Annotated in this window: 16 protein-coding genes; 4 read left to right on the plus strand and 12 right to left on the minus strand. The window is 58.9% G+C overall.

Going from position 1 to position 16,683, the window contains the following annotated elements; all coding sequences use genetic code 11:
- Positions 1-162: 162 nt before the first annotated feature.
- From AC4PS7_RS02285 to AC4PS7_RS02320, 8 genes are all read right to left on the minus strand, one after another.
- The gene (locus AC4PS7_RS02285; RefSeq protein WP_010212765.1) at positions 163-897 is read right to left on the minus strand and encodes an amino acid ABC transporter ATP-binding protein; all 735 of its coding nucleotides are present in this window, start codon (positions 895-897) and stop codon (positions 163-165) included.
- Positions 894-1,565 carry an amino acid ABC transporter permease gene (locus AC4PS7_RS02290; protein ID WP_010212763.1) on the minus strand — a complete coding sequence of 224 codons (672 nt, stop codon included), beginning with the start codon at positions 1,563-1,565 and terminating at the stop codon, positions 894-896. Before AC4PS7_RS02290 ends, AC4PS7_RS02285 begins: the two co-directional genes overlap by 4 nt.
- A complete protein-coding gene (locus tag AC4PS7_RS02295) occupies positions 1,565-2,311 on the minus strand; it encodes an amino acid ABC transporter permease (RefSeq protein ID WP_010212762.1) in 747 nt (248 codons plus the stop codon). Before AC4PS7_RS02295 ends, AC4PS7_RS02290 begins: the two co-directional genes overlap by 1 nt.
- 193 nt (positions 2,312-2,504) lie before the next feature.
- A complete protein-coding gene (locus AC4PS7_RS02300; protein WP_010212760.1) occupies positions 2,505-3,431 on the minus strand; it encodes a glutamate/aspartate ABC transporter substrate-binding protein in 927 nt (308 codons plus the stop codon).
- Positions 3,432-3,736: 305 nt separating this feature from the next.
- Complete coding sequence (glpD, locus tag AC4PS7_RS02305; protein WP_010212758.1) at positions 3,737-5,275, minus strand: glycerol-3-phosphate dehydrogenase; 1,539 nt, start codon at positions 5,273-5,275, stop codon at positions 3,737-3,739.
- Positions 5,276-5,577: 302 nt separating this feature from the next.
- Positions 5,578-6,333: a DeoR/GlpR family transcriptional regulator gene (locus AC4PS7_RS02310; protein WP_010212755.1), complete on the minus strand. Its 756-nt coding sequence runs from the start codon at positions 6,331-6,333 to the stop codon at positions 5,578-5,580.
- Between the two features lie 83 nt (positions 6,334-6,416).
- A complete protein-coding gene (gene glpK / locus AC4PS7_RS02315) occupies positions 6,417-7,922 on the minus strand; it encodes a glycerol kinase GlpK (RefSeq protein ID WP_010212752.1) in 1,506 nt (501 codons plus the stop codon).
- A 78-nt stretch (positions 7,923-8,000) separates the two neighbouring features.
- Positions 8,001-8,858 carry an MIP/aquaporin family protein gene (locus AC4PS7_RS02320; protein WP_010212751.1) on the minus strand — a complete coding sequence of 286 codons (858 nt, stop codon included), beginning with the start codon at positions 8,856-8,858 and terminating at the stop codon, positions 8,001-8,003.
- Positions 8,859-9,185: 327 nt separating this feature from the next.
- Between AC4PS7_RS02320 and ybaK the strand changes: the two genes are divergently transcribed.
- Positions 9,186-9,656 (plus strand): Cys-tRNA(Pro) deacylase, encoded by a 471-nt coding sequence (gene ybaK / locus AC4PS7_RS02325; protein WP_010212749.1) that lies wholly within the window; start codon positions 9,186-9,188, stop codon positions 9,654-9,656.
- Between the two features lie 142 nt (positions 9,657-9,798).
- On the opposite strand, the gene AC4PS7_RS02330 is transcribed toward ybaK, so the two are convergent.
- Positions 9,799-10,908 (minus strand): ABC transporter ATP-binding protein, encoded by a 1,110-nt coding sequence (locus AC4PS7_RS02330; RefSeq protein WP_010212748.1) that lies wholly within the window; start codon positions 10,906-10,908, stop codon positions 9,799-9,801.
- Positions 10,905-11,825: an ornithine carbamoyltransferase gene (gene argF / locus AC4PS7_RS02335; protein ID WP_010212747.1), complete on the minus strand. Its 921-nt coding sequence runs from the start codon at positions 11,823-11,825 to the stop codon at positions 10,905-10,907. Before argF ends, AC4PS7_RS02330 begins: the two co-directional genes overlap by 4 nt.
- Positions 11,826-12,260: 435 nt before the next feature.
- Between argF and AC4PS7_RS02340 the strand changes: the two genes are divergently transcribed.
- A complete protein-coding gene (locus AC4PS7_RS02340) occupies positions 12,261-14,369 on the plus strand; it encodes a molybdopterin oxidoreductase family protein (RefSeq protein WP_492179050.1) in 2,109 nt (702 codons plus the stop codon).
- Positions 14,370-14,446: 77 nt separating this feature from the next.
- Positions 14,447-14,785 carry a Grx4 family monothiol glutaredoxin gene (gene grxD / locus AC4PS7_RS02345; protein ID WP_010212745.1) on the plus strand — a complete coding sequence of 113 codons (339 nt, stop codon included), beginning with the start codon at positions 14,447-14,449 and terminating at the stop codon, positions 14,783-14,785.
- A gap of 69 nt (positions 14,786-14,854) precedes the next feature.
- Here the strand turns inward: grxD and bfr are convergent, their stop codons facing one another.
- Positions 14,855-15,325, minus strand: a complete 471-nt coding sequence (bfr, locus tag AC4PS7_RS02350; protein WP_010212744.1) for a bacterioferritin — start codon at positions 15,323-15,325, stop codon at positions 14,855-14,857.
- A 201-nt stretch (positions 15,326-15,526) separates the two neighbouring features.
- Complete coding sequence (locus tag AC4PS7_RS02355) at positions 15,527-15,745, minus strand: bacterioferritin-associated ferredoxin (protein WP_003208706.1); 219 nt, start codon at positions 15,743-15,745, stop codon at positions 15,527-15,529.
- 244 nt (positions 15,746-15,989) lie between these two features.
- Between AC4PS7_RS02355 and AC4PS7_RS02360 the strand changes: the two genes are divergently transcribed.
- Positions 15,990-16,592: a peroxiredoxin gene (locus AC4PS7_RS02360; protein ID WP_003172097.1), complete on the plus strand. Its 603-nt coding sequence runs from the start codon at positions 15,990-15,992 to the stop codon at positions 16,590-16,592.
- The last annotated feature ends 91 nt before the right edge of the window (positions 16,593-16,683 follow it).

Below are 16,683 nucleotides of genomic sequence, written 5' to 3' on the forward strand. Positions count from 1 at the left end.
TCATCACAGATGCCTTGGGTCAGCTACCGCTCACCCCTTCCTGTAGGAGCGAGCTTGCTCGCGAAAAAACCAAGGGCATCGCGTTCATCCAGGATGTGCGCGTCATCGTTGCCTTTTTCGCGAGCAAGCTCGCTCCTACAGGAGGAGCAAGCTGTGGCTTTTTTAGTGCTGCAGGATTTTCTCAAGGAAGTGCTGCGCGCGTTCGGAGCGGGCGCTGATGTCGCCGAAAAACTCTTCTTTCGGGCAGTCTTCGATGATCTTGCCGGCGTCCATGAAGATCACGCGGTCGGCCACTTTGCGGGCGAAGCCCATTTCGTGGGTCACGCACATCATGGTCATGCCTTCTTGGGCCAGCTGCACCATTACGTCGAGTACTTCGTTGACCATTTCCGGATCGAGGGCCGAGGTCGGTTCGTCGAACAGCATGACGATCGGGTCCATGGCCAGGGCGCGGGCAATCGCCACACGTTGTTGCTGGCCGCCGGAAAGCTGACCCGGGTGCTTGTGGGCGTGTGCCGACAGGCCCACACGCTCAAGCAGTTGCAGGCCTTTCTTGGTCGCTTCTTCCTTGCTGCGACCAAGTACCTTGATTTGCGCGATGGTCAGGTTCTCGGTGATGGTCAGGTGCGGGAACAGCTCGAAGTGCTGGAACACCATGCCCACGCGCGAACGCAGCTGCGGCAGGTTGGTCTTCGGGTCGGCGATGGAGGTGCCGTCGACCACGATGTCGCCCTTCTGGAACGGTTCCAGCGCGTTGACGCACTTGATCAGGGTGGACTTACCCGAGCCCGACGGCCCGCACACCACGATCACTTCGCCTTTTTTGACATCGGTGCTGCAATCGGTCAGCACCTGGAAGTCGCCATACCACTTGTTGATATTCTTGATAGAGATCATACGGCAAACCTTTTTTGCAGACGCTTGACCAGCAGCGAGGCGGAAAAGCTGATGATGAAGTAGACGACACCGGCGAAGATCAAGAACTCATTGGAGCGGCCGATGATGTCGCCGTTGGAGCGGGCGGAGTTGAGGAAGTCCACCAGGCCCACGGTGTAGACCAGCGAGGTGTCCTGGAACAGGATGATCGACTGTTGCAGCAGCAACGGGGTCATCTTGCGGAACGCCTGGGGCAGGATGATCAGGCGCATGGTCTGGCCGTAGGTCATGCCCATGGCCTGTGCTGCTGCCATCTGGCCTTTGGGGATCGACTGCACGCCGGCCCGTACGATCTCGCAGAAGTACGCGGCTTCGAACATCATGAAGGCCACGACGCAGGAGGTGAACGCACCGATCGGGGTGTCTTCGCCGGTGATCCAGCGCAATACGAACGGCACCGCCAGGTAAAACCAGGTGATCACCAGCAGCAGCGGGATCGAGCGGAAGTAGTTCACATAAGCGCCGGCCACGCGGGACAGCAGTTTGCTGGACGACAGGCGCATCAGCGCCAGGACCGTACCCAGCGCAATGCCGCCGACTACCCCCATGACCATCAACTGCAAGGTCATGACCATGCCGTTCCACAGGCCTGGGATAGCGGGGATGATGCCGCTGAAATCGAAGTCCATTATTTACCCCCCACGGAGATCAGGCCGGGCACTGCGACTTTCTTCTCGACCAGGCGCATGAGCAGCATCAGGCTCATGTTCAGGGTGAAATAGATCAGCGTGGCCAGGGTGAAGGCTTCAAACAGGTTGGCCGAGAACTCGGCGGTCTGTTTGGTTTGCGCCAGCAGTTCCATCAGGCCGATCAAGGACGCCACGGAGGAGTTCTTGAAGACGTTGAGGAATTCCGAGGTGAGCGGTGGAATGATGATTCGGTAGGCCTGCGGCAGCAGCACGTTCCAATAGATCTGCGGCAGCTTGAAGCCCATGGCGCGCGCGGCGGATTCCTGGCCGCGTGGCAGCGCCTGGATACCGGTACGCACCTGCTCACACACACGGGCGGCGGTGAACAGGCCCAGGCACACGACAACGCTCAGGTAGGCCGAGGTGGTCGGGTTGAGGTCTTGTTTGTACCAGTCCTGCAGGTTCTGCGGCAGCATGTCGGGTACCAGGAAGTACCAGATGAACAGCTGCACCAGCAACGGCACGTTACGAAACAGTTCCACGTAGCAGGTCGCGATGCCCGATACGATGCGGTTTGGCACGGTGCGCATGACGCCCAGAATGGACCCCAGCAGCAAGGCGATAATCCATGCCACGACAGCGATGGCGATGGTCCAGCCCAAGCCGGCGATGTACCAGTCGAGATAAGTCTCGCTGCCCACGCCAGTGGACTTGAAGAACACGCCCCAGTCCCAGTTGTAATTCATTAGGGTCTCCCCTCGAAATCGATCGATGTACAAGCACCCGCTTGGGGAAGATCCTTTCCCGCCTGACGGTGAACGCCAGGCACACACGATCGGCTCGAAAACCGCCAGGTCGAGTGTTCCAATTAAAGCCAGCAGGTAGTAACAGACGCCTGAGGGAGGGTTGGCTCCCTCAGGAGATAAGCTTAGTCAGGTATCAGATTTTTACGTCAGGCGCTGGCTTGTCGCTTGGGTTGGCGATCAGCTCCTTCACCTTGTCGCTCATCGGGAAGTTCAGGTTCAGGCCTTTTGGTGGGATCGGGCTCTCGAACCACTTGCTGTAGATCTTGTTGATTTCGCCGGATTTGTACAGGGCAACGATGGCGTCATCGACCGCTTTCTTGAAGGCCGGGTCGTCTTTACGCACCATGCATGCGTAGGCTTCGAAGGACTGCGGAGTACCGGTGATGACCCAGTCGTCCGGCTTCTTGGCCTTGGCTTCTTCACCGGCCAGCAGGGCGTCGTCCATCATGAAGGCAACGGCGCGGCCGCTTTCCAGCATCTGGAAGGATTCGCCATGGTCTTTGGCGGAGATGACGTTCATGCCCATTTGCTTGTCGGCGTTCATCGCTTTGATGATGCGCTCGGACGTGGTGCCGGCGGTGGTCACGACGTTCTTGCCTTTCAGGTCGGCAAAGTCAGCGTAGGACGGCTTGCCATCCTTGTCTTTCTTGACCAGCAGACGGGTGCCGATTTCGAAGATGTTGACGGTGAAATCAACTTGCTGGGCGCGTTCGGCGTTGTTGGTGGTGGAGCCGCACTCGAGGTCCGCGGTGCCGTTCTGGATCAGCGGAATACGGGTTTGCGAAGTGACCAGGTTGTACTTGGCTTTCAAGTCGGGTTTGTTCAGGTCTTTTTTCAGTTGCTCGACGACGGCCAACTGAATGTCGTGGGAGTAGCCCACGGGTTTGCCCGAACCATCCGCGATGTAGGAAAACGGAATGGAGCTGTCGCGGTGAGCGAGAGTGATGGTGCCGGAGTCGTTGATCTTTTTCAGCGTGCCGGTGAGTTCGGCGGCGAAAACTGGAGTGCTGATCAGAGCAGCAGCGATAGCTGCGCCCAGAATATGGGGAACGATGCGCATCAATACTTCCTCGACATTTGTTTTTTTTATGAAGCCGGCTAAACGGCTCTCTTGTACAGCGAATGCCCGTGACGGCTCCTGAAGCGTTCCAGGCAATCGTCCAAGAGTGTAGAGCATGAGTCGTGCCAGGCCCGAGATAAAAGGTTAACTCTATGATTTATAGGGTGATTAAGTTTGTGTGACGATGTTTTTTCAGGACTGAGGTCCGGCAAACCGAATAGATGGCACTGTGACGTTCGGAAAACCGAATGCGAAAAAAAGCCCCTGAGCCTTTCAGCGCAGGGGCTTTTTATAGTAGCGATCCGTCAGGCGGCTTCGATCTTGCTGCGATTCTGCTCAACGGTCGACAAGTAGCGCTGCACGTTGGCCTGTTCTGCCGGCGTGGTGAACAGACCCAGCTTGGTGCGGCGCCACAGCACGTCCTGAGGCTGGGTCGCCCATTCCTCAGCGCACAGGTAATCAACCTCACGGGTATAGAGGCCACCGCCCAGGTGTTCGCCCAGGTCCGCCAACGACTGCACGCCTTCCAGCAAGCGCCAGGTGCGGCTGCCGTAGGTGGTGGACCAGCGGCGCGCGATCTCACTTGGCACCCAGTCGAATTTGCTGCGAATGGCCTCGGCCAGGGCCTCTGGCGTGGTCATGTCTTCGCCGCCAGGCAGGCTGGCCTTGGCGGTCCAGCTTGGGCGCATCTGAGTGAAATACGGTGCCAACTGCGCCATCGCCGATTCGGCAAGCTTGCGATACGTGGTCAACTTGCCGCCAAACACCGACAGGATCGGCGCTTCGCCTGTGCCGCCGGACAGTGCCAGGGTGTAGTCGCGGGTAATGGCCGACGGGTTGTCCGATTCGTCGTTGCACAGGGGGCGCACGCCGGAGTAAGTGTGGACAATGTCGTCGCGGCTCAGTTGTTTCTTGAAGTGCGCGTTGACCACCTTGAGCATATAGTCCGTTTCACCTTCGGTGATCGCCACTTTTGCTGGGTCACCGGTGTATTCGCGGTCGGTGGTGCCGATGATGGTCAAGTGGTTCAGGTACGGAATGGTGAAGACGATGCGTTGGTCTTCGTTCTGCAGGATGTGCGCGTGGGCGCCTTCGTACAGTTTCGGGACGATCAGGTGGCTGCCCTGGATCAGGCGGATGCCGTAAGGCGAATCCAGCTTCAGATCGTCCTTGATGAACTTGGCGACCCATGGGCCGGCGGCGTTCACCAGTGCGCGGGCACGGATTGAGAACAGGCTGCCATCGGCGCGTTCCATGTTCATTTCCCACATGCCGTTGCTGCGGTGTGCGCTGATGCAGCGGGTCTGGGTGTGGATGTGCGCCCCTTTTTCACGGGCGGCCATGGCGTTCAGCACGACGAGGCGGGCGTCATCGACCCAGCAGTCGGAGTATTCGAAGCCCTTGGTGATTTCGCTTTTCAGCGGGCTGTCGGGGCCGAACTTCAGGCTTTTGGAACCCTCAAGTTTTTCGCGCTTGCCGAGGTTGTCGTAGAGGAACAGGCCGGCGCGGATCATCCATGCCGGACGCAGGTGTGGGCGATGCGGCAACACGAAGCGCATCTGCTTGACGATGTGCGGGGCCTTGGCCAGCAGCACTTCACGTTCGGCCAGCGCTTCGCGCACCAGGCGGAATTCATAATGTTCGAGGTAGCGCAGGCCGCCGTGGATCAGCTTGCTGCTGGCGGATGAGGTGTGGCTGGCCAGGTCGTCCTTTTCGCAAAGGAATACCGACAAACCGCGACCGGCTGCGTCCGCTGCAATGCCGACGCCATTGATCCCGCCGCCGATAACGGCAACGTCATAGACTTCGGCAAGCGGTGGAGCAGGCAAGGTGGAAGGGTTCATCGGCTGGCCTCGCGATTTTTTCGTCTTGGAATTCGAACATTAATGTTCATTTGCGAAAATGGTAGCTGATAAACGCGCGCGCAGCCAGCCGACTTCGATTGAAAAAACTCATCGAAGGGCGGGAAAAGGAAAATTTGTGAACATGAGCCGGGGACAGGCTTGAGGAAATGGGGGGTGGATAGATAGCCTTCGCGAGCAAGCCCGCTCCCACATTGACCGAGTTCCAGCATGAGAATCCGGTCAAATGTGGGAGCGGGCTTGCTCGCGAAGGCGGCGGTACAGGCGCCAGAGATATCCAGTGTTTAAACCACTTCCAGCCGAACCTTGTGCTGATTCAATAACTGCACCAACGCCGGCACCGGCTGTTGATCGGTCACCAGGCAATCCACCAGGCTGATCGGGCCCAGTCGAATCATGGCATTGCGCCCGAATTTGCTGGAGTCTGCCGCCAGGATCACCTGACGCGCATTGGCGATGATCGCCTGGGAAACCCGCACTTCCTGGTAGTCGAAATCCAGCAGGCTGCCGTCTTCATCGATACCACTGATGCCCACCAGAGCAAAGTCGACCTTGAACTGGTTGATGAAGTCGACACTCGCCTGGCCCACCACGCCGCCGTCACGGCGCACGTTACCGCCGGTCAGCAGCACGTCGAAGTCGTCCTTGGCGCTGAGCATGGTGGCGACGTTGAGGTTGTTGGTGATGATTTTCAGGTGATTGTGGTTGAGCAACGCACGGGCGATGGATTCGGTGGTGGTACCGATATTGATGAACAGCGAGGCGTGATCGGGGATCTGCGCGGCAATCGCTTCGCCAATACGCTGTTTCTCGTCGCGCATCTGGTCAGCACGCATGGCGTACGCAGTGTTCTCGACACTGGAGTCATAGGCCGCGCCACCGTGGTAGCGGCGCAGCAGATTGGCATCCGCCAGCTGGTTGATATCGCGGCGGATGGTTTGCGGGGTGACAACGAACAGCTGCGCCATTTCCTCGATGCTGACGTAGCCGCGTTCGCGGACCAACTCGAGGATTTGTTGTTGGCGGGGAGGCAGATTCATGGGGCGTCCTTTGGGCTGCCATACAAAAGTGGCCCATGATGACGCAGGAATCCGCTCCCTGCCAGTTACAACCGGATGTTGGCTTATTCAGCCCCTTCGTGGGGCTCCCAGTCACGGGTGCGGCTGACTGCTTTTTGCCAGCCGGCATAGAGCTTCTCTTTGGCCGCTTCGTCCAACTGCGGTTCGAATTCGCGCTCGATAACGGCCTTGCCGCGCAACTCTTCCAGGCTGCCCCAGAAGCCGCACGCCAGGCCTGCCAGGTAGGCCGCGCCCAGTGCGGTGGTCTCGCGCATTTGCGGGCGCTCGACCTGGGTGCCGAGGATGTCGGCCTGGAATTGCATCAGGAAGTTGTTGGCCACTGCGCCGCCGTCCACGCGCAGGGCTTTGAGGCGTTCGCCCGAATCCTGTTGCATGGCGTCGAGTACATCGCGGGTCTGGTAGGCAATCGACTCCAGGGCTGCACGAATAATGTGGTCCACGCGTACGCCACGGGTCAGACCGAACAGTGCGCCACGGGCGTAGGGGTCCCAGTACGGGGCGCCCAGGCCGGTGAAGGCGGGCACCAGGTACACGCCGTTGCTGTCCTTGACCTTGCCCGCGAAATATTCGGTGTCGTGGGCGTCGTTGATGATTTTCAACTCATCACGCAGCCACTGCACGGTGGAACCACCATTGAACACGGCGCCTTCCAGAGCGTAGGCCACTTCGCCACGCGGGCCGCAAGCAATGGTAGTGAGCATGCCGTGCTTGGATTTAACCGCTTTGTCGCCGGTGTTCATCAACAGGAAGCAGCCGGTGCCGTAGGTGTTCTTGGCTTGGCCGGCTTCGACGCACATCTGGCCGAACAGCGCGGCCTGCTGGTCACCGGCGATACCGCCGATGGCAATGCCGCTTTTGGTGCGGCCGTAGATTTCGGAGGAAGACTTCACTTCCGGCAACATCTCGCGCGGGATGTCGAGGATTTCCAGCATCTTCGCATCCCACTCCAGGGTGTGGATGTTGAAGAGCATGGTGCGCGAGGCGTTGGTGTAGTCGGTGACGTGGGTCTTGCCGCCGGTAAATTTCCAGATCAGCCAGCTGTCGACGGTGCCGAACAGCAGTTCGCCGTTGCGCGCACGCTCGCGGCTGCCTTCGACGTTGTCGAGGATCCACTTGAGCTTGGTGCCGGAGAAGTAAGGGTCGGTAACCAGACCGGTGGTGTCGCTGATGTACTGCTCGTGGCCATCGCGCTTGAGCTGCTGGCAGATCTCGGTGCTGCGGCGGCACTGCCAGACGATCGCGTTGTAGATCGGGCGACCGGTGACCTTATCCCACACCACGGTGGTTTCACGCTGGTTGGTGATGCCGATGGCCGCGACCTGATCATGGTGCAGGCCGGCCTGGGCCAGGGCTTCGACCATCACGGCGCTCTGGGTGGCGAAGATTTCCATCGGGTCATGTTCGACCCAGCCTGCTTGTGGGTAATGCTGGGCGAATTCACGCTGGGCAGTGCAGACCACGTTGGCGTCACGATCAAAGATGATCGCCCGGGAACTGGTGGTGCCTTGGTCAAGGGCGATGATGTAGTTCTTATTCTGAATATCGGTCATGTCGAATGCCTTGGAAAATAAGAAAATCGGTAATCAGCCTGGGCCGCAAAAAGGGCAGGTGCGTCCAGGCTGGCGCTATCAGGAAATACGGGTCTTGCCGTTGACAGCCGTGTCAGGTGTTTCTTCATCTATAGCAGGTGCGGCGCTCGGCAGATGACGGGCAATCAGCCCGCGATAGGCTGCAGCACCGAGGCATGCGCCAACGATCGGCGCGAAAATCGGCACCAGGAAGTAAGGAATATCGCGGCCACCGGTAAAGGCCATTTCACCCCAGCCCGCGAAAAAGGTCATCAGCTTGGGCCCGAAATCCCGCGCGGGGTTCATCGCAAAGCCTGTCAACGGGCCCATGGCGCTGCCGATCACCGCGATCAGCAGGCCGATCAGCAGCGGGGCCAGCGGGCCGCGGGGCAGGCCGTTGTTGTCGTCGGTCAGGGCCATGATCACGCCCATCAGGATGGCAGTGATGACCATTTCCACCAGGAACGCCTGGGCGGTGCTCAGCAGTGCATGGGGGTAAGTAGAGAACACCGACGCCAACTCCAGGCTGGCCTGGGAGCCGCGGACCATGTGGTGGGTTTGTTCGTAATCGAAAAACAGGTTGCTGTAGAGCGTGTACACCAAGGCCGCCGAGCAGAAGGCGCCGGCAATCTGGGCAAGGATATAGAAGGGCAGTTTGCGCTTGTCGAAGTCAGCGAAAATACACAGGGCAATACTGACGGCGGGGTTAAGGTGGGCCCCGGAAATCCCGGCGCTCAGGTAGATCGCCATGCTGACGCCGACCCCCCAGATGATACTGATCTCCCACAAGCCAAAGCTGGCACCCGCGACCTTGAGCGCAGCGACACATCCTGTACCGAAGAAGATCAGAAGCGCAGTCCCCAGAAATTCGGCCATGCATTGGCTCGAAAGTGAAGGTTGTTGAAGAGCAGTTGTCATGGAAAACCTCAGTTGTTGTTCTTGTCTGGCGCACAACCTCAACGGATTGTTGCGCGATTTTCACCGTGGCAAGAATCCCCATCCCGGTCACGGCTTACTGCTTCGGTGCTGCAGGTGTATTCCTACAGTATTCGGAAACGAAAAAATATAGACAAGAATGACGGCTGTCAAAGGTCGAAAGTGAACTGCCAGTCACTTTCAAACTATTGGTCTGGTGAATGATCACGCTTGCCACAAGGTGCCTGCACCTTAAGAGTGGGCGGACTAGAGCGTTTTGCGTGGGCTTGGCCTAGAATTGGCCATCTGTTTGCCACGCCCGGAGACGTCATGACCCCCGCATTGGACCTGTTGAAAAAAGTTCGCGCCGAACATCGTATCCACAGTTATGAACACGACCCGAAGGCGGCTTCCTATGGGCTGGAGGCCGCGGAAAAGTTGGGGCTCGACCCGGCGCAGGTGTTCAAGACCTTGTTGGCGAGCAGCGAGAAGGGCGAATTGTTGGTGGCGGTGGTGCCGGTCGTCGGAAGTCTGGATCTGAAGGCCCTGGCTCACGCTGCGGGCGTCAAGAAAGTCGAAATGGCCGACCCGGCGGCAGCGCAGCGTTCAACCGGTTACCTGTTGGGCGGCATCAGTCCGTTGGGGCAGAAGAAGCGATTGCGCACGTTTATCGATGTGACGGCTGAGCCGTTTGCGACGATTTTTGTCAGTGCGGGGAGGCGAGGGTTGGAAGTGGAGTTGCCGGCGGCGGTGTTGGCTGAACATACCCAGGCCAAATTCGCGCCGATTGGCCGGGCCTGAATCTCGTTTGAAACGCATGAAATGAAAATGTGGGAGCGGGCTTGCTCGCGAATGCGGTGTATCAGTCAAAGATGTGCTGACTGAATTTCCGCATTCGCGAGCAAGCCCGCTCCCACATGGTTAAGCCGGTTTCGTCAGCTATTCAGTGGGCGGGGCTGTGGCGCCGCACGCCGGACTCGCTCTGAGGAATCTGCGCGGCGGTGCTGCCTGAGGCCTGGAACAGCACCAAGTGTTCGGCCGCCACACGGATCCCCACATCCGCGCCGACCTGATGATCGGCATGGCTGGGGAAAATCGACTCCAATAGCGCGCCGGTCGGCAGTTGCAGGCGGTACAAGGTCGACGCGCCAAGAAAGGTCTTGCCGATGATCCGCGCTTTCAACGCGCTGTCAGGCGCGTAGACGATATCGTCCGGGCGCAGCAGCACATCCACTGCGCCGCCGATAGGCCAGGTGTAGGCGCGGTTGCCGCGCAACTCGCCCAGTTCGGTGCTGACCGATTCCGGCGAACTCAATTGGCCACGGATGAAGTAACCCTGGCCGATAAAGCTGGCAACGTAAGGCGTCTGCGGTTCGTGATAGAGGTTGTAGGGCGTGTCCCACTGCTCAAGACGGCCCTCCTTGAAAACCCCGACCTGGTCGCTGACGGCAAAGGCCTCCTCCTGGTCGTGGGTCACCAGGATCGCACTGGTGCCGCGTGCCTTGAGGATGTCGCGCACCTCATGACTGAGCTTGCGGCGCAGTTCGCCGTCCAGGTTGGAAAACGGCTCATCCAGCAGCAACAGGGCCGGTTCCGGCGCCAGGGCGCGGGCGAGGGCGACGCGTTGTTGCTGGCCGCCGGAAAGCTCATGGGGGAAACGCTTGCCCAGGTTCTTCAGGTTGACCAGCTCCAGCAACTCGGCCACCACGCGGTCTTTCTGCGGGTGTTTGCGAATACCAAACGCGATGTTGTCGGCCACGCTCAGGTGAGGAAACAGCGCGTAATCCTGGAACACCATGCCGATACGGCGTTTTTCCGGTGCCAGGGTGAAACCGGCACTGGAAATCACTTCGCCCGCGAGGCTGATCTCGCCATCGTGTACCGGCTCAAACCCGGCAATCGCGCGTAATGTGGTGGTCTTGCCGCAACCCGAAGAGCCCAACAGGCAGCCAATGTCACCGGCATTGAGGTGCAGGTTGAGATTCTGCACCACCCGTTGATCTTGATAGCCGCATGCCAGATTGCGCAGGTTCAGCAGTAATGAATGGCTCATGCGTGGTGGTACGACGGCGGAACGAGGAATTCGAGCAGCGCTTTTTGCGCATGCAGGCGGTTTTCAGCCTGGTCCCAAGCGACCGAGCGTGGGTCGTCGAGCAGGTCGGTGCTGATCTCTTCGCCACGGTGGGCCGGCAGGCAGTGCATGAACAGCACGTCTGGCGCGGCCAGGTCGAGCAGGGCGCGGGTCACCTGGTACGGGGCGAACAGGGCCAGGCGCTTGGCGGTTTCGTCTTCCTGGCCCATGGAGGTCCAGACGTCGGTGCTCACCAGGTGCGCGCCGATCACGGCGTCACGCGGGTCGCGGACCAAGGTCACGCGGTCGCCGGCCTGTGCCAGGAAGCGCGCGTCAGGCTCGTAGCCTTCCGGGCAGGCAACGCGCAGTTGGAAATCGAACTGGATCGCCGCTTCTATATAGCTATTGCACATGTTGTTGCCGTCGCCGATCCAGGCCACGGTCTTGCCCTGGATCGAGCCTCGGTGCTCAAGGAAGGTCTGCATGTCAGCCAGCAATTGGCACGGGTGCAGATCGTCGGACAGGCCGTTGATCACCGGTACGCGGGAGTTGGCGGAAAATTCGGTCACAGTGCTATGGGCAAAGGTACGGATCATCACGGCGTCGAGCATGCTCGACATCACCTTTGCGCTGTCGGCGATCGGCTCGCCACGACCCAGTTGGGTGTCGCGCGAAGACAAGAAGATGGCTTGGCCACCCAGTTGGATCATGCCGGCTTCGAACGACACGCGGGTGCGGGTCGACGACTTCTCGAAGATCATGCCGAGCACGCGGTTTTTCAAAGGCTCGAACAGTACGCCGCGGTTACGCAGGTCTTTAAGCTCAATGCCTCGACGGATCACGCTGACCAGCTCTTCGGGCGTGCAATCCATCAGGGAGAGAAAGTGCCTTGCGCTCATCATTAACTACCTTTTTGCAACAGACCGCAGATACTCAAAGCCTTGTTTATTGTGACAACGGGCGAGACCTGCGGCGAAAGCCGCACGGGGCGACGAAATAGGGGAAGGCGCGATCTTATAATTAAATGTCGCGTCTTACCAATAGGGCTACGGTTTTTAAGGGTGTTCAAGAAGGGCGCCGGAGCGCTTTTGAAGACAATTTCCAGACAGCAGCGAGCCATTTGTACACTGGCGCCGAGACCTTTTGCAACGTGCAGGGGCGGGCGCAAGCCAGGCAGCGTCGGTTTCAGAGGGCGGTATGCCGGGTTTTGAAACATTTGCTCACGCTTGGCCATGGTCAGGCCTGATGCTGGTCGATTCACGGGACGAACGTTGGTGGCGCCCACGTCGGTCTCGACCCATAGTGGGATCAAAGCCCCTATAAAGAGACTGGCCATGACCAAGACTCTCCACCACCGTGCCTGCCATCTGTGTGAAGCCATTTGTGGCCTGACCCTGGAAACCACCCAAGCGGATGATGGCAGCCTGGCGATTACCTCGATCAAGGGTGACGCCCAGGACAGCTTCAGTCGTGGGCACATCTGCCCCAAGGCCGTCGCGTTGCAGGATATCCAGAACGATCCCGATCGGCTGCACCAACCCCTGTTGCGAGTCGGCAGCGAATGGCAGCCGATTGCGTGGGAAGACGCCTTTGTGCTTGTAGCCGAGCGGCTGTCAGGCATTCAGGCGCGGCACGGACAGAATGCGGTGGCGGTGTACCAGGGCAACCCCAGCGTGCACAACTATGGGCTGATGACCCACAGCAACTACTTCCTGGGCCAGTTGAAGACGCGCAATCGGTTTTCTGCGACGTCGGTGGATCAGTTGCCCCATCACCTCACCAGCTACCTCATGTACGGCCACGGCCTGTTGCTGCCGATCCCGGACATCGATCACACCGACTTCATGCTGATTTTGGGAGGCAATCCGCTCGCGTCAAACGGCAGCATTATGACCGTGCCCGATGTGGAGAAACGCTTGAAGGCGATCCAGGCACGGGGCGGCAAAGTGGTGGTGGTCGACCCACGGCGCAGTGAGACGGCGGCGATGGCCGACCAGCATCTGTTCGTGCGTCCTGGGGGGGATGCGGCCTTGTTGTTTGGGGTGCTTAACACCTTGTTTAGCGAGCACCTGACCCGCGACAGCCATCTAGCCATTGAAGGCCTTGAGGAGGTGCGTCTTGCCATCGCCGGGTTTACCGCCGAGGCCATGAGCCGCCAATGTGCGGTGCCTGCCGAACAGATCCGCCAGTTGGCACGGGACTTTGCTGCAGCGGACAAGGCTGTGTGCTACGGGCGCATGGGCGTGTCGACCCAGGTATTCGGCACGCTGTGTCATTGGCTGGTGCAATTGATCAATCTGGTGACGGGTAACCTTGACCGTGTCGGCGGCGCACTGTGCACCACGCCGGCGGTGGACCTGGTGGCATCGACCGGTGGCGGTCATTTCAATCGCTGGCAAAGCCGGGTTTCCGGGCGTCCGGAGTACGGTGGCGAGTTGCCTGTGTCGGCTTTGGCTGAGGAAATGCTTACCGAAGGTGATGGACAAATCCGTGCATTGGTGACGGTGGCGGGTAATCCGGTGGTGTCGACGCCAAATGGCCGGCAATTGGAGCAAGCCCTTGATGGTCTGGAGTTCATGGTCAGCATCGACCTCTATATCAACGAGACCACGCGCTACGCCGACCTGATCCTGCCCTCCACGTCGGCGCTGGAAAACGACCATTACGACACCACCTTCAATATGTTTGCGGTGCGTAATGTCACCCGTTTCAACCGGGCGATTTTGCCTAAACCGGTGGGCGCGCTGCATGACTGGGAGATCTTTGTCGGCCTTGCCCAGGCGTTTGCCGCGCAGACTGGCGCGACGCTCAAGCCAACGATGCCGCCTTCGCACATGATCGATTTCGGCCTGCGCACCGGGGTGTACGGTGATGCATCCAGCCACAAGTTGTCCGTGGCCATGCTGGCGGATCACCCGCACGGCGTGGACCTTGGGCCGCTGCAACCCAACCTTTCCGCGCGTTTGAAAACCGCTGACGGCAAGGTGCAAGCGGCACCCGCGGTGATTCTCGCCGACCTGGCGCGCTTTACCGCGCAACCGGTGCCTGTGGTCGACGAACTGCTGCTGATCGGCCGCCGGCATGTACGCAGTAATAATTCCTGGATGCATAACTATCACCGGCTGGTGAAGGGCAAGCCGCGCCATCAATTGCTGATGCATCCGGATGACCTGGCCAGTCGGCAGTTGAGCGATGGCCAGCGGGTACGTGTCAGTTCGCGCATCGGCATGATCGAAGTGGAAGTGGTGGCCAGCCTGGACATGATGCCCGGTGTGGTCAGCCTGCCCCACGGTTGGGGTCATGGGCGCCCAGGCGTGCAAATGACGATCGCCAGCGGGCAGCCGGGGGCGAGTGCCAACGATTTGACCGACGAACGGCAGTTGGACGAGCTGTCGGGCAATGCCGCCTTGAATGGCGTGCCCGTGCAGGTAGCAGCCGCCTGAGCACCACGCTGGAATTTTGCGTTACAATGCGCCACCGTGCCGACCTGTGAGTCGCAAAGTTCCAGCCGAGGTGTTCCATGGATATCATCGAAACGATCAAAGAGCAGATTGCCAACAACACCATTCTGCTTTACATGAAGGGCGCACCAAACGCTCCTCAGTGCGGTTTCTCCGCGAAGGCGTCCCAGGCCATCATGGCGTGTGGCGAAAAATTCGCTTACGTGGATATCCTGCAAAACCCGGAAATCCGCGCCAACCTGCCGAAGTACGCCAATTGGCCTACTTTCCCACAACTGTGGGTAGCCGGTGAGCTGGTCGGCGGTAGCGATATCATCACTGAAATGGCCGCTGATGGTTCGTTGCAGGCGTTGATCAAAGATGCAGCGGCAAACGCGGCAGCCAAGACCGACGCTTGATTCGCCGGCAATAAAAAGCCCCGCTTCTCGTGAGAGAGCGGGGCTTTTTTGTACCTGTGAGCGACGGGGTTATTCACCCATCTGCGATTGCAGGTAGTTTTCCAGGCTGACTTTGTCGATCAGGCCCAGTTGGGTTTCCAGCCAGTCGATGTGTTCTTCCTGGTCTTCCAGGATGTCTTCCAGCAGCTCACGGCTACCGAAGTCGCCCTTGGTCTCGCAGTGAGCGATGGCGGCCTTGAGGTCGCTGTGGCTCTTGCGCTCGAAACCCAGGTCACTGCCGAGCATTTCCTGGGTGTGCTCGCCAATGTTCAGCTTGCCCAGGTCCTGCACGTTCGGCAGGCCTTCCAGAAACAGGATGCGCTTGATCAGCGCGTCCGCGTCTTTCATGGCCTTGATGGATTCTTTGTATTCACGCTTGCCCAGCTTTTCCAGGCCCCAATCGTCATACATGCGCGCATGCAGAAAGTACTGATTGATCGCGACCAGTTCATTGGCAAGGATTTTGTTGAGTTGCTGGATGACTGAGATGTCGCCTTTCATGACTGGGGTCCTGCCCTGTAATAGCTGTGTATAGGGCGGAGTTTGAGCGGCGAAACCCCTAGTGTCAAACCTAAGTTATTGAATAATAAATGAAAATTAATCGGAATAAGAATGTTTGTGTTCCGCGTCTTGACGCTAACTAATTGAATTGCGGGCATAAAAAAACCGGACACTAAGTCCGGCTCTTTAAAACACGCCAAATCAGGCGTGTGTAAATTCTGCTGAATAGGGGATCGCGGCCTGGGCTGTCTGCAGCTGCGTCAGGGTTTCCCGTACCACTTGCTTGGCGAGGCAGGCACATTTGCCGCACTGGCTGGCAACGCCGGTGGTTTCACGCACTTCCTTGTAGCTGCAGCAACCTTCATAGATTGCTTCGCGGATTTGTCCGTCGGTGACGCCAGTACAGAGGCACACATACATAAGGGAGAACCGTCGCGGGTTTAAGGCTTAAGTGCGATGGATCTTAATGTTAACGAGAATGATTGTCAAAGTGGATTCGCAGGGTATTTGCTGGCATCGCGCCCTCACTGACGAACGGTTTTTTCAGTGTATGATGGTCGATCTTCACGAAGCGTGACTGCGTCACAGGGCTGTCGCTTATTCACGGCAGACTCGGGGCCGGTCCTTTTACTTCAATCGTCACCCCTACATCAGGAGATATCCAATGAGCGTACTCGTCGGCAAACAAGCCCCGGATTTCGACGTCCCAGCCGTCCTCGGCAATGGCGAAATCGTAGACAGCTTCAAACTGTCTGAAGCCATCAAAGGCAAATACGGCCTGGTGTTCTTCTACCCGCTGGACTTCACCTTCGTCTGCCCTTCGGAGCTGATCGCTCTGGACCACCGCATGGACGATTTCAAGGCGCGCAACGTTGAAGTGGTAGCGGTTTCCATCGACTCCCATTTCACCCACAACGCCTGGCGCAACACCGCCATCAATGATGGTGGCATCGGCAAAGTCAAATACACCATGGCTGCCGACATGAAGCACGACATCGCCAAGGCCTACGACGTTGAGTCCGAAGGCGGCGTGGCTTTCCGTGGCGCGTTCCTGATCGACGACAAGGGCGTTGTCCGCTCCCAGATCATCAACGACCTGCCACTGGGCCGTAACATGGAAGAGCTGATCCGCCTGGTTGACGCCCTGCAATTCCACGAAGAGCACGGCGAAGTCTGCCCAGCCAACTGGAAAAAAGGCGACAAAGGCATGAACGCTTCGCCAGAAGGCGTTGCCGCTTACCTGACCGAGAACGCGGGCAAGCTGTAAGCCTGGTTCGAGGTACAAAAAAACCGGCCTGAGAAGGCCGGTTTTTTTATGTGCGGGGTATGACTCGTGGTGAGCGGGGCAAGCTCGCTCA

It is taken from the genome of Pseudomonas sp. DW-iso3, assembly GCF_058725305.1.

What these genes read in the sequence shown, in the direction of transcription:
- AC4PS7_RS02290 (WP_010212763.1), bottom strand. Translation starts at nt 1,565, where the DNA reads ATGGACTTCGATTTCAGCGGCATCATCCCCGCTATCCCAGGCCTGTGG.
- AC4PS7_RS02300 (WP_010212760.1), bottom strand. Translation starts at nt 3,431, where the DNA reads ATGCGCATCGTTCCCCATATTCTGGGCGCAGCTATCGCTGCTGCTCTG.
- AC4PS7_RS02310 (WP_010212755.1), bottom strand. Translation starts at nt 6,333, where the DNA reads ATGAATCTGCCTCCCCGCCAACAACAAATCCTCGAGTTGGTCCGCGAA.
- AC4PS7_RS02330 (WP_010212748.1), bottom strand. Translation starts at nt 10,908, where the DNA reads ATGAGCCATTCATTACTGCTGAACCTGCGCAATCTGGCATGCGGCTAT.
- argF (WP_010212747.1), bottom strand. Translation starts at nt 11,825, where the DNA reads ATGAGCGCAAGGCACTTTCTCTCCCTGATGGATTGCACGCCCGAAGAG.
- AC4PS7_RS02340 (WP_492179050.1), top strand. Translation starts at nt 12,261, where the DNA reads ATGACCAAGACTCTCCACCACCGTGCCTGCCATCTGTGTGAAGCCATT.
- glpK (WP_010212752.1), bottom strand. Translation starts at nt 7,922, where the DNA reads ATGACCGATATTCAGAATAAGAACTACATCATCGCCCTTGACCAAGGC.
- glpD (WP_010212758.1), bottom strand. Translation starts at nt 5,275, where the DNA reads ATGAACCCTTCCACCTTGCCTGCTCCACCGCTTGCCGAAGTCTATGAC.
- AC4PS7_RS02295 (WP_010212762.1), bottom strand. Translation starts at nt 2,311, where the DNA reads ATGAATTACAACTGGGACTGGGGCGTGTTCTTCAAGTCCACTGGCGTG.
- AC4PS7_RS02285 (WP_010212765.1), bottom strand. Translation starts at nt 897, where the DNA reads ATGATCTCTATCAAGAATATCAACAAGTGGTATGGCGACTTCCAGGTG.
- AC4PS7_RS02355 (WP_003208706.1), bottom strand. Translation starts at nt 15,745, where the DNA reads ATGTATGTGTGCCTCTGTACTGGCGTCACCGACGGACAAATCCGCGAA.
- AC4PS7_RS02360 (WP_003172097.1), top strand. Translation starts at nt 15,990, where the DNA reads ATGAGCGTACTCGTCGGCAAACAAGCCCCGGATTTCGACGTCCCAGCC.
- grxD (WP_010212745.1), top strand. Translation starts at nt 14,447, where the DNA reads ATGGATATCATCGAAACGATCAAAGAGCAGATTGCCAACAACACCATT.
- AC4PS7_RS02320 (WP_010212751.1), bottom strand. Translation starts at nt 8,858, where the DNA reads ATGACAACTGCTCTTCAACAACCTTCACTTTCGAGCCAATGCATGGCC.
- ybaK (WP_010212749.1), top strand. Translation starts at nt 9,186, where the DNA reads ATGACCCCCGCATTGGACCTGTTGAAAAAAGTTCGCGCCGAACATCGT.
- bfr (WP_010212744.1), bottom strand. Translation starts at nt 15,325, where the DNA reads ATGAAAGGCGACATCTCAGTCATCCAGCAACTCAACAAAATCCTTGCC.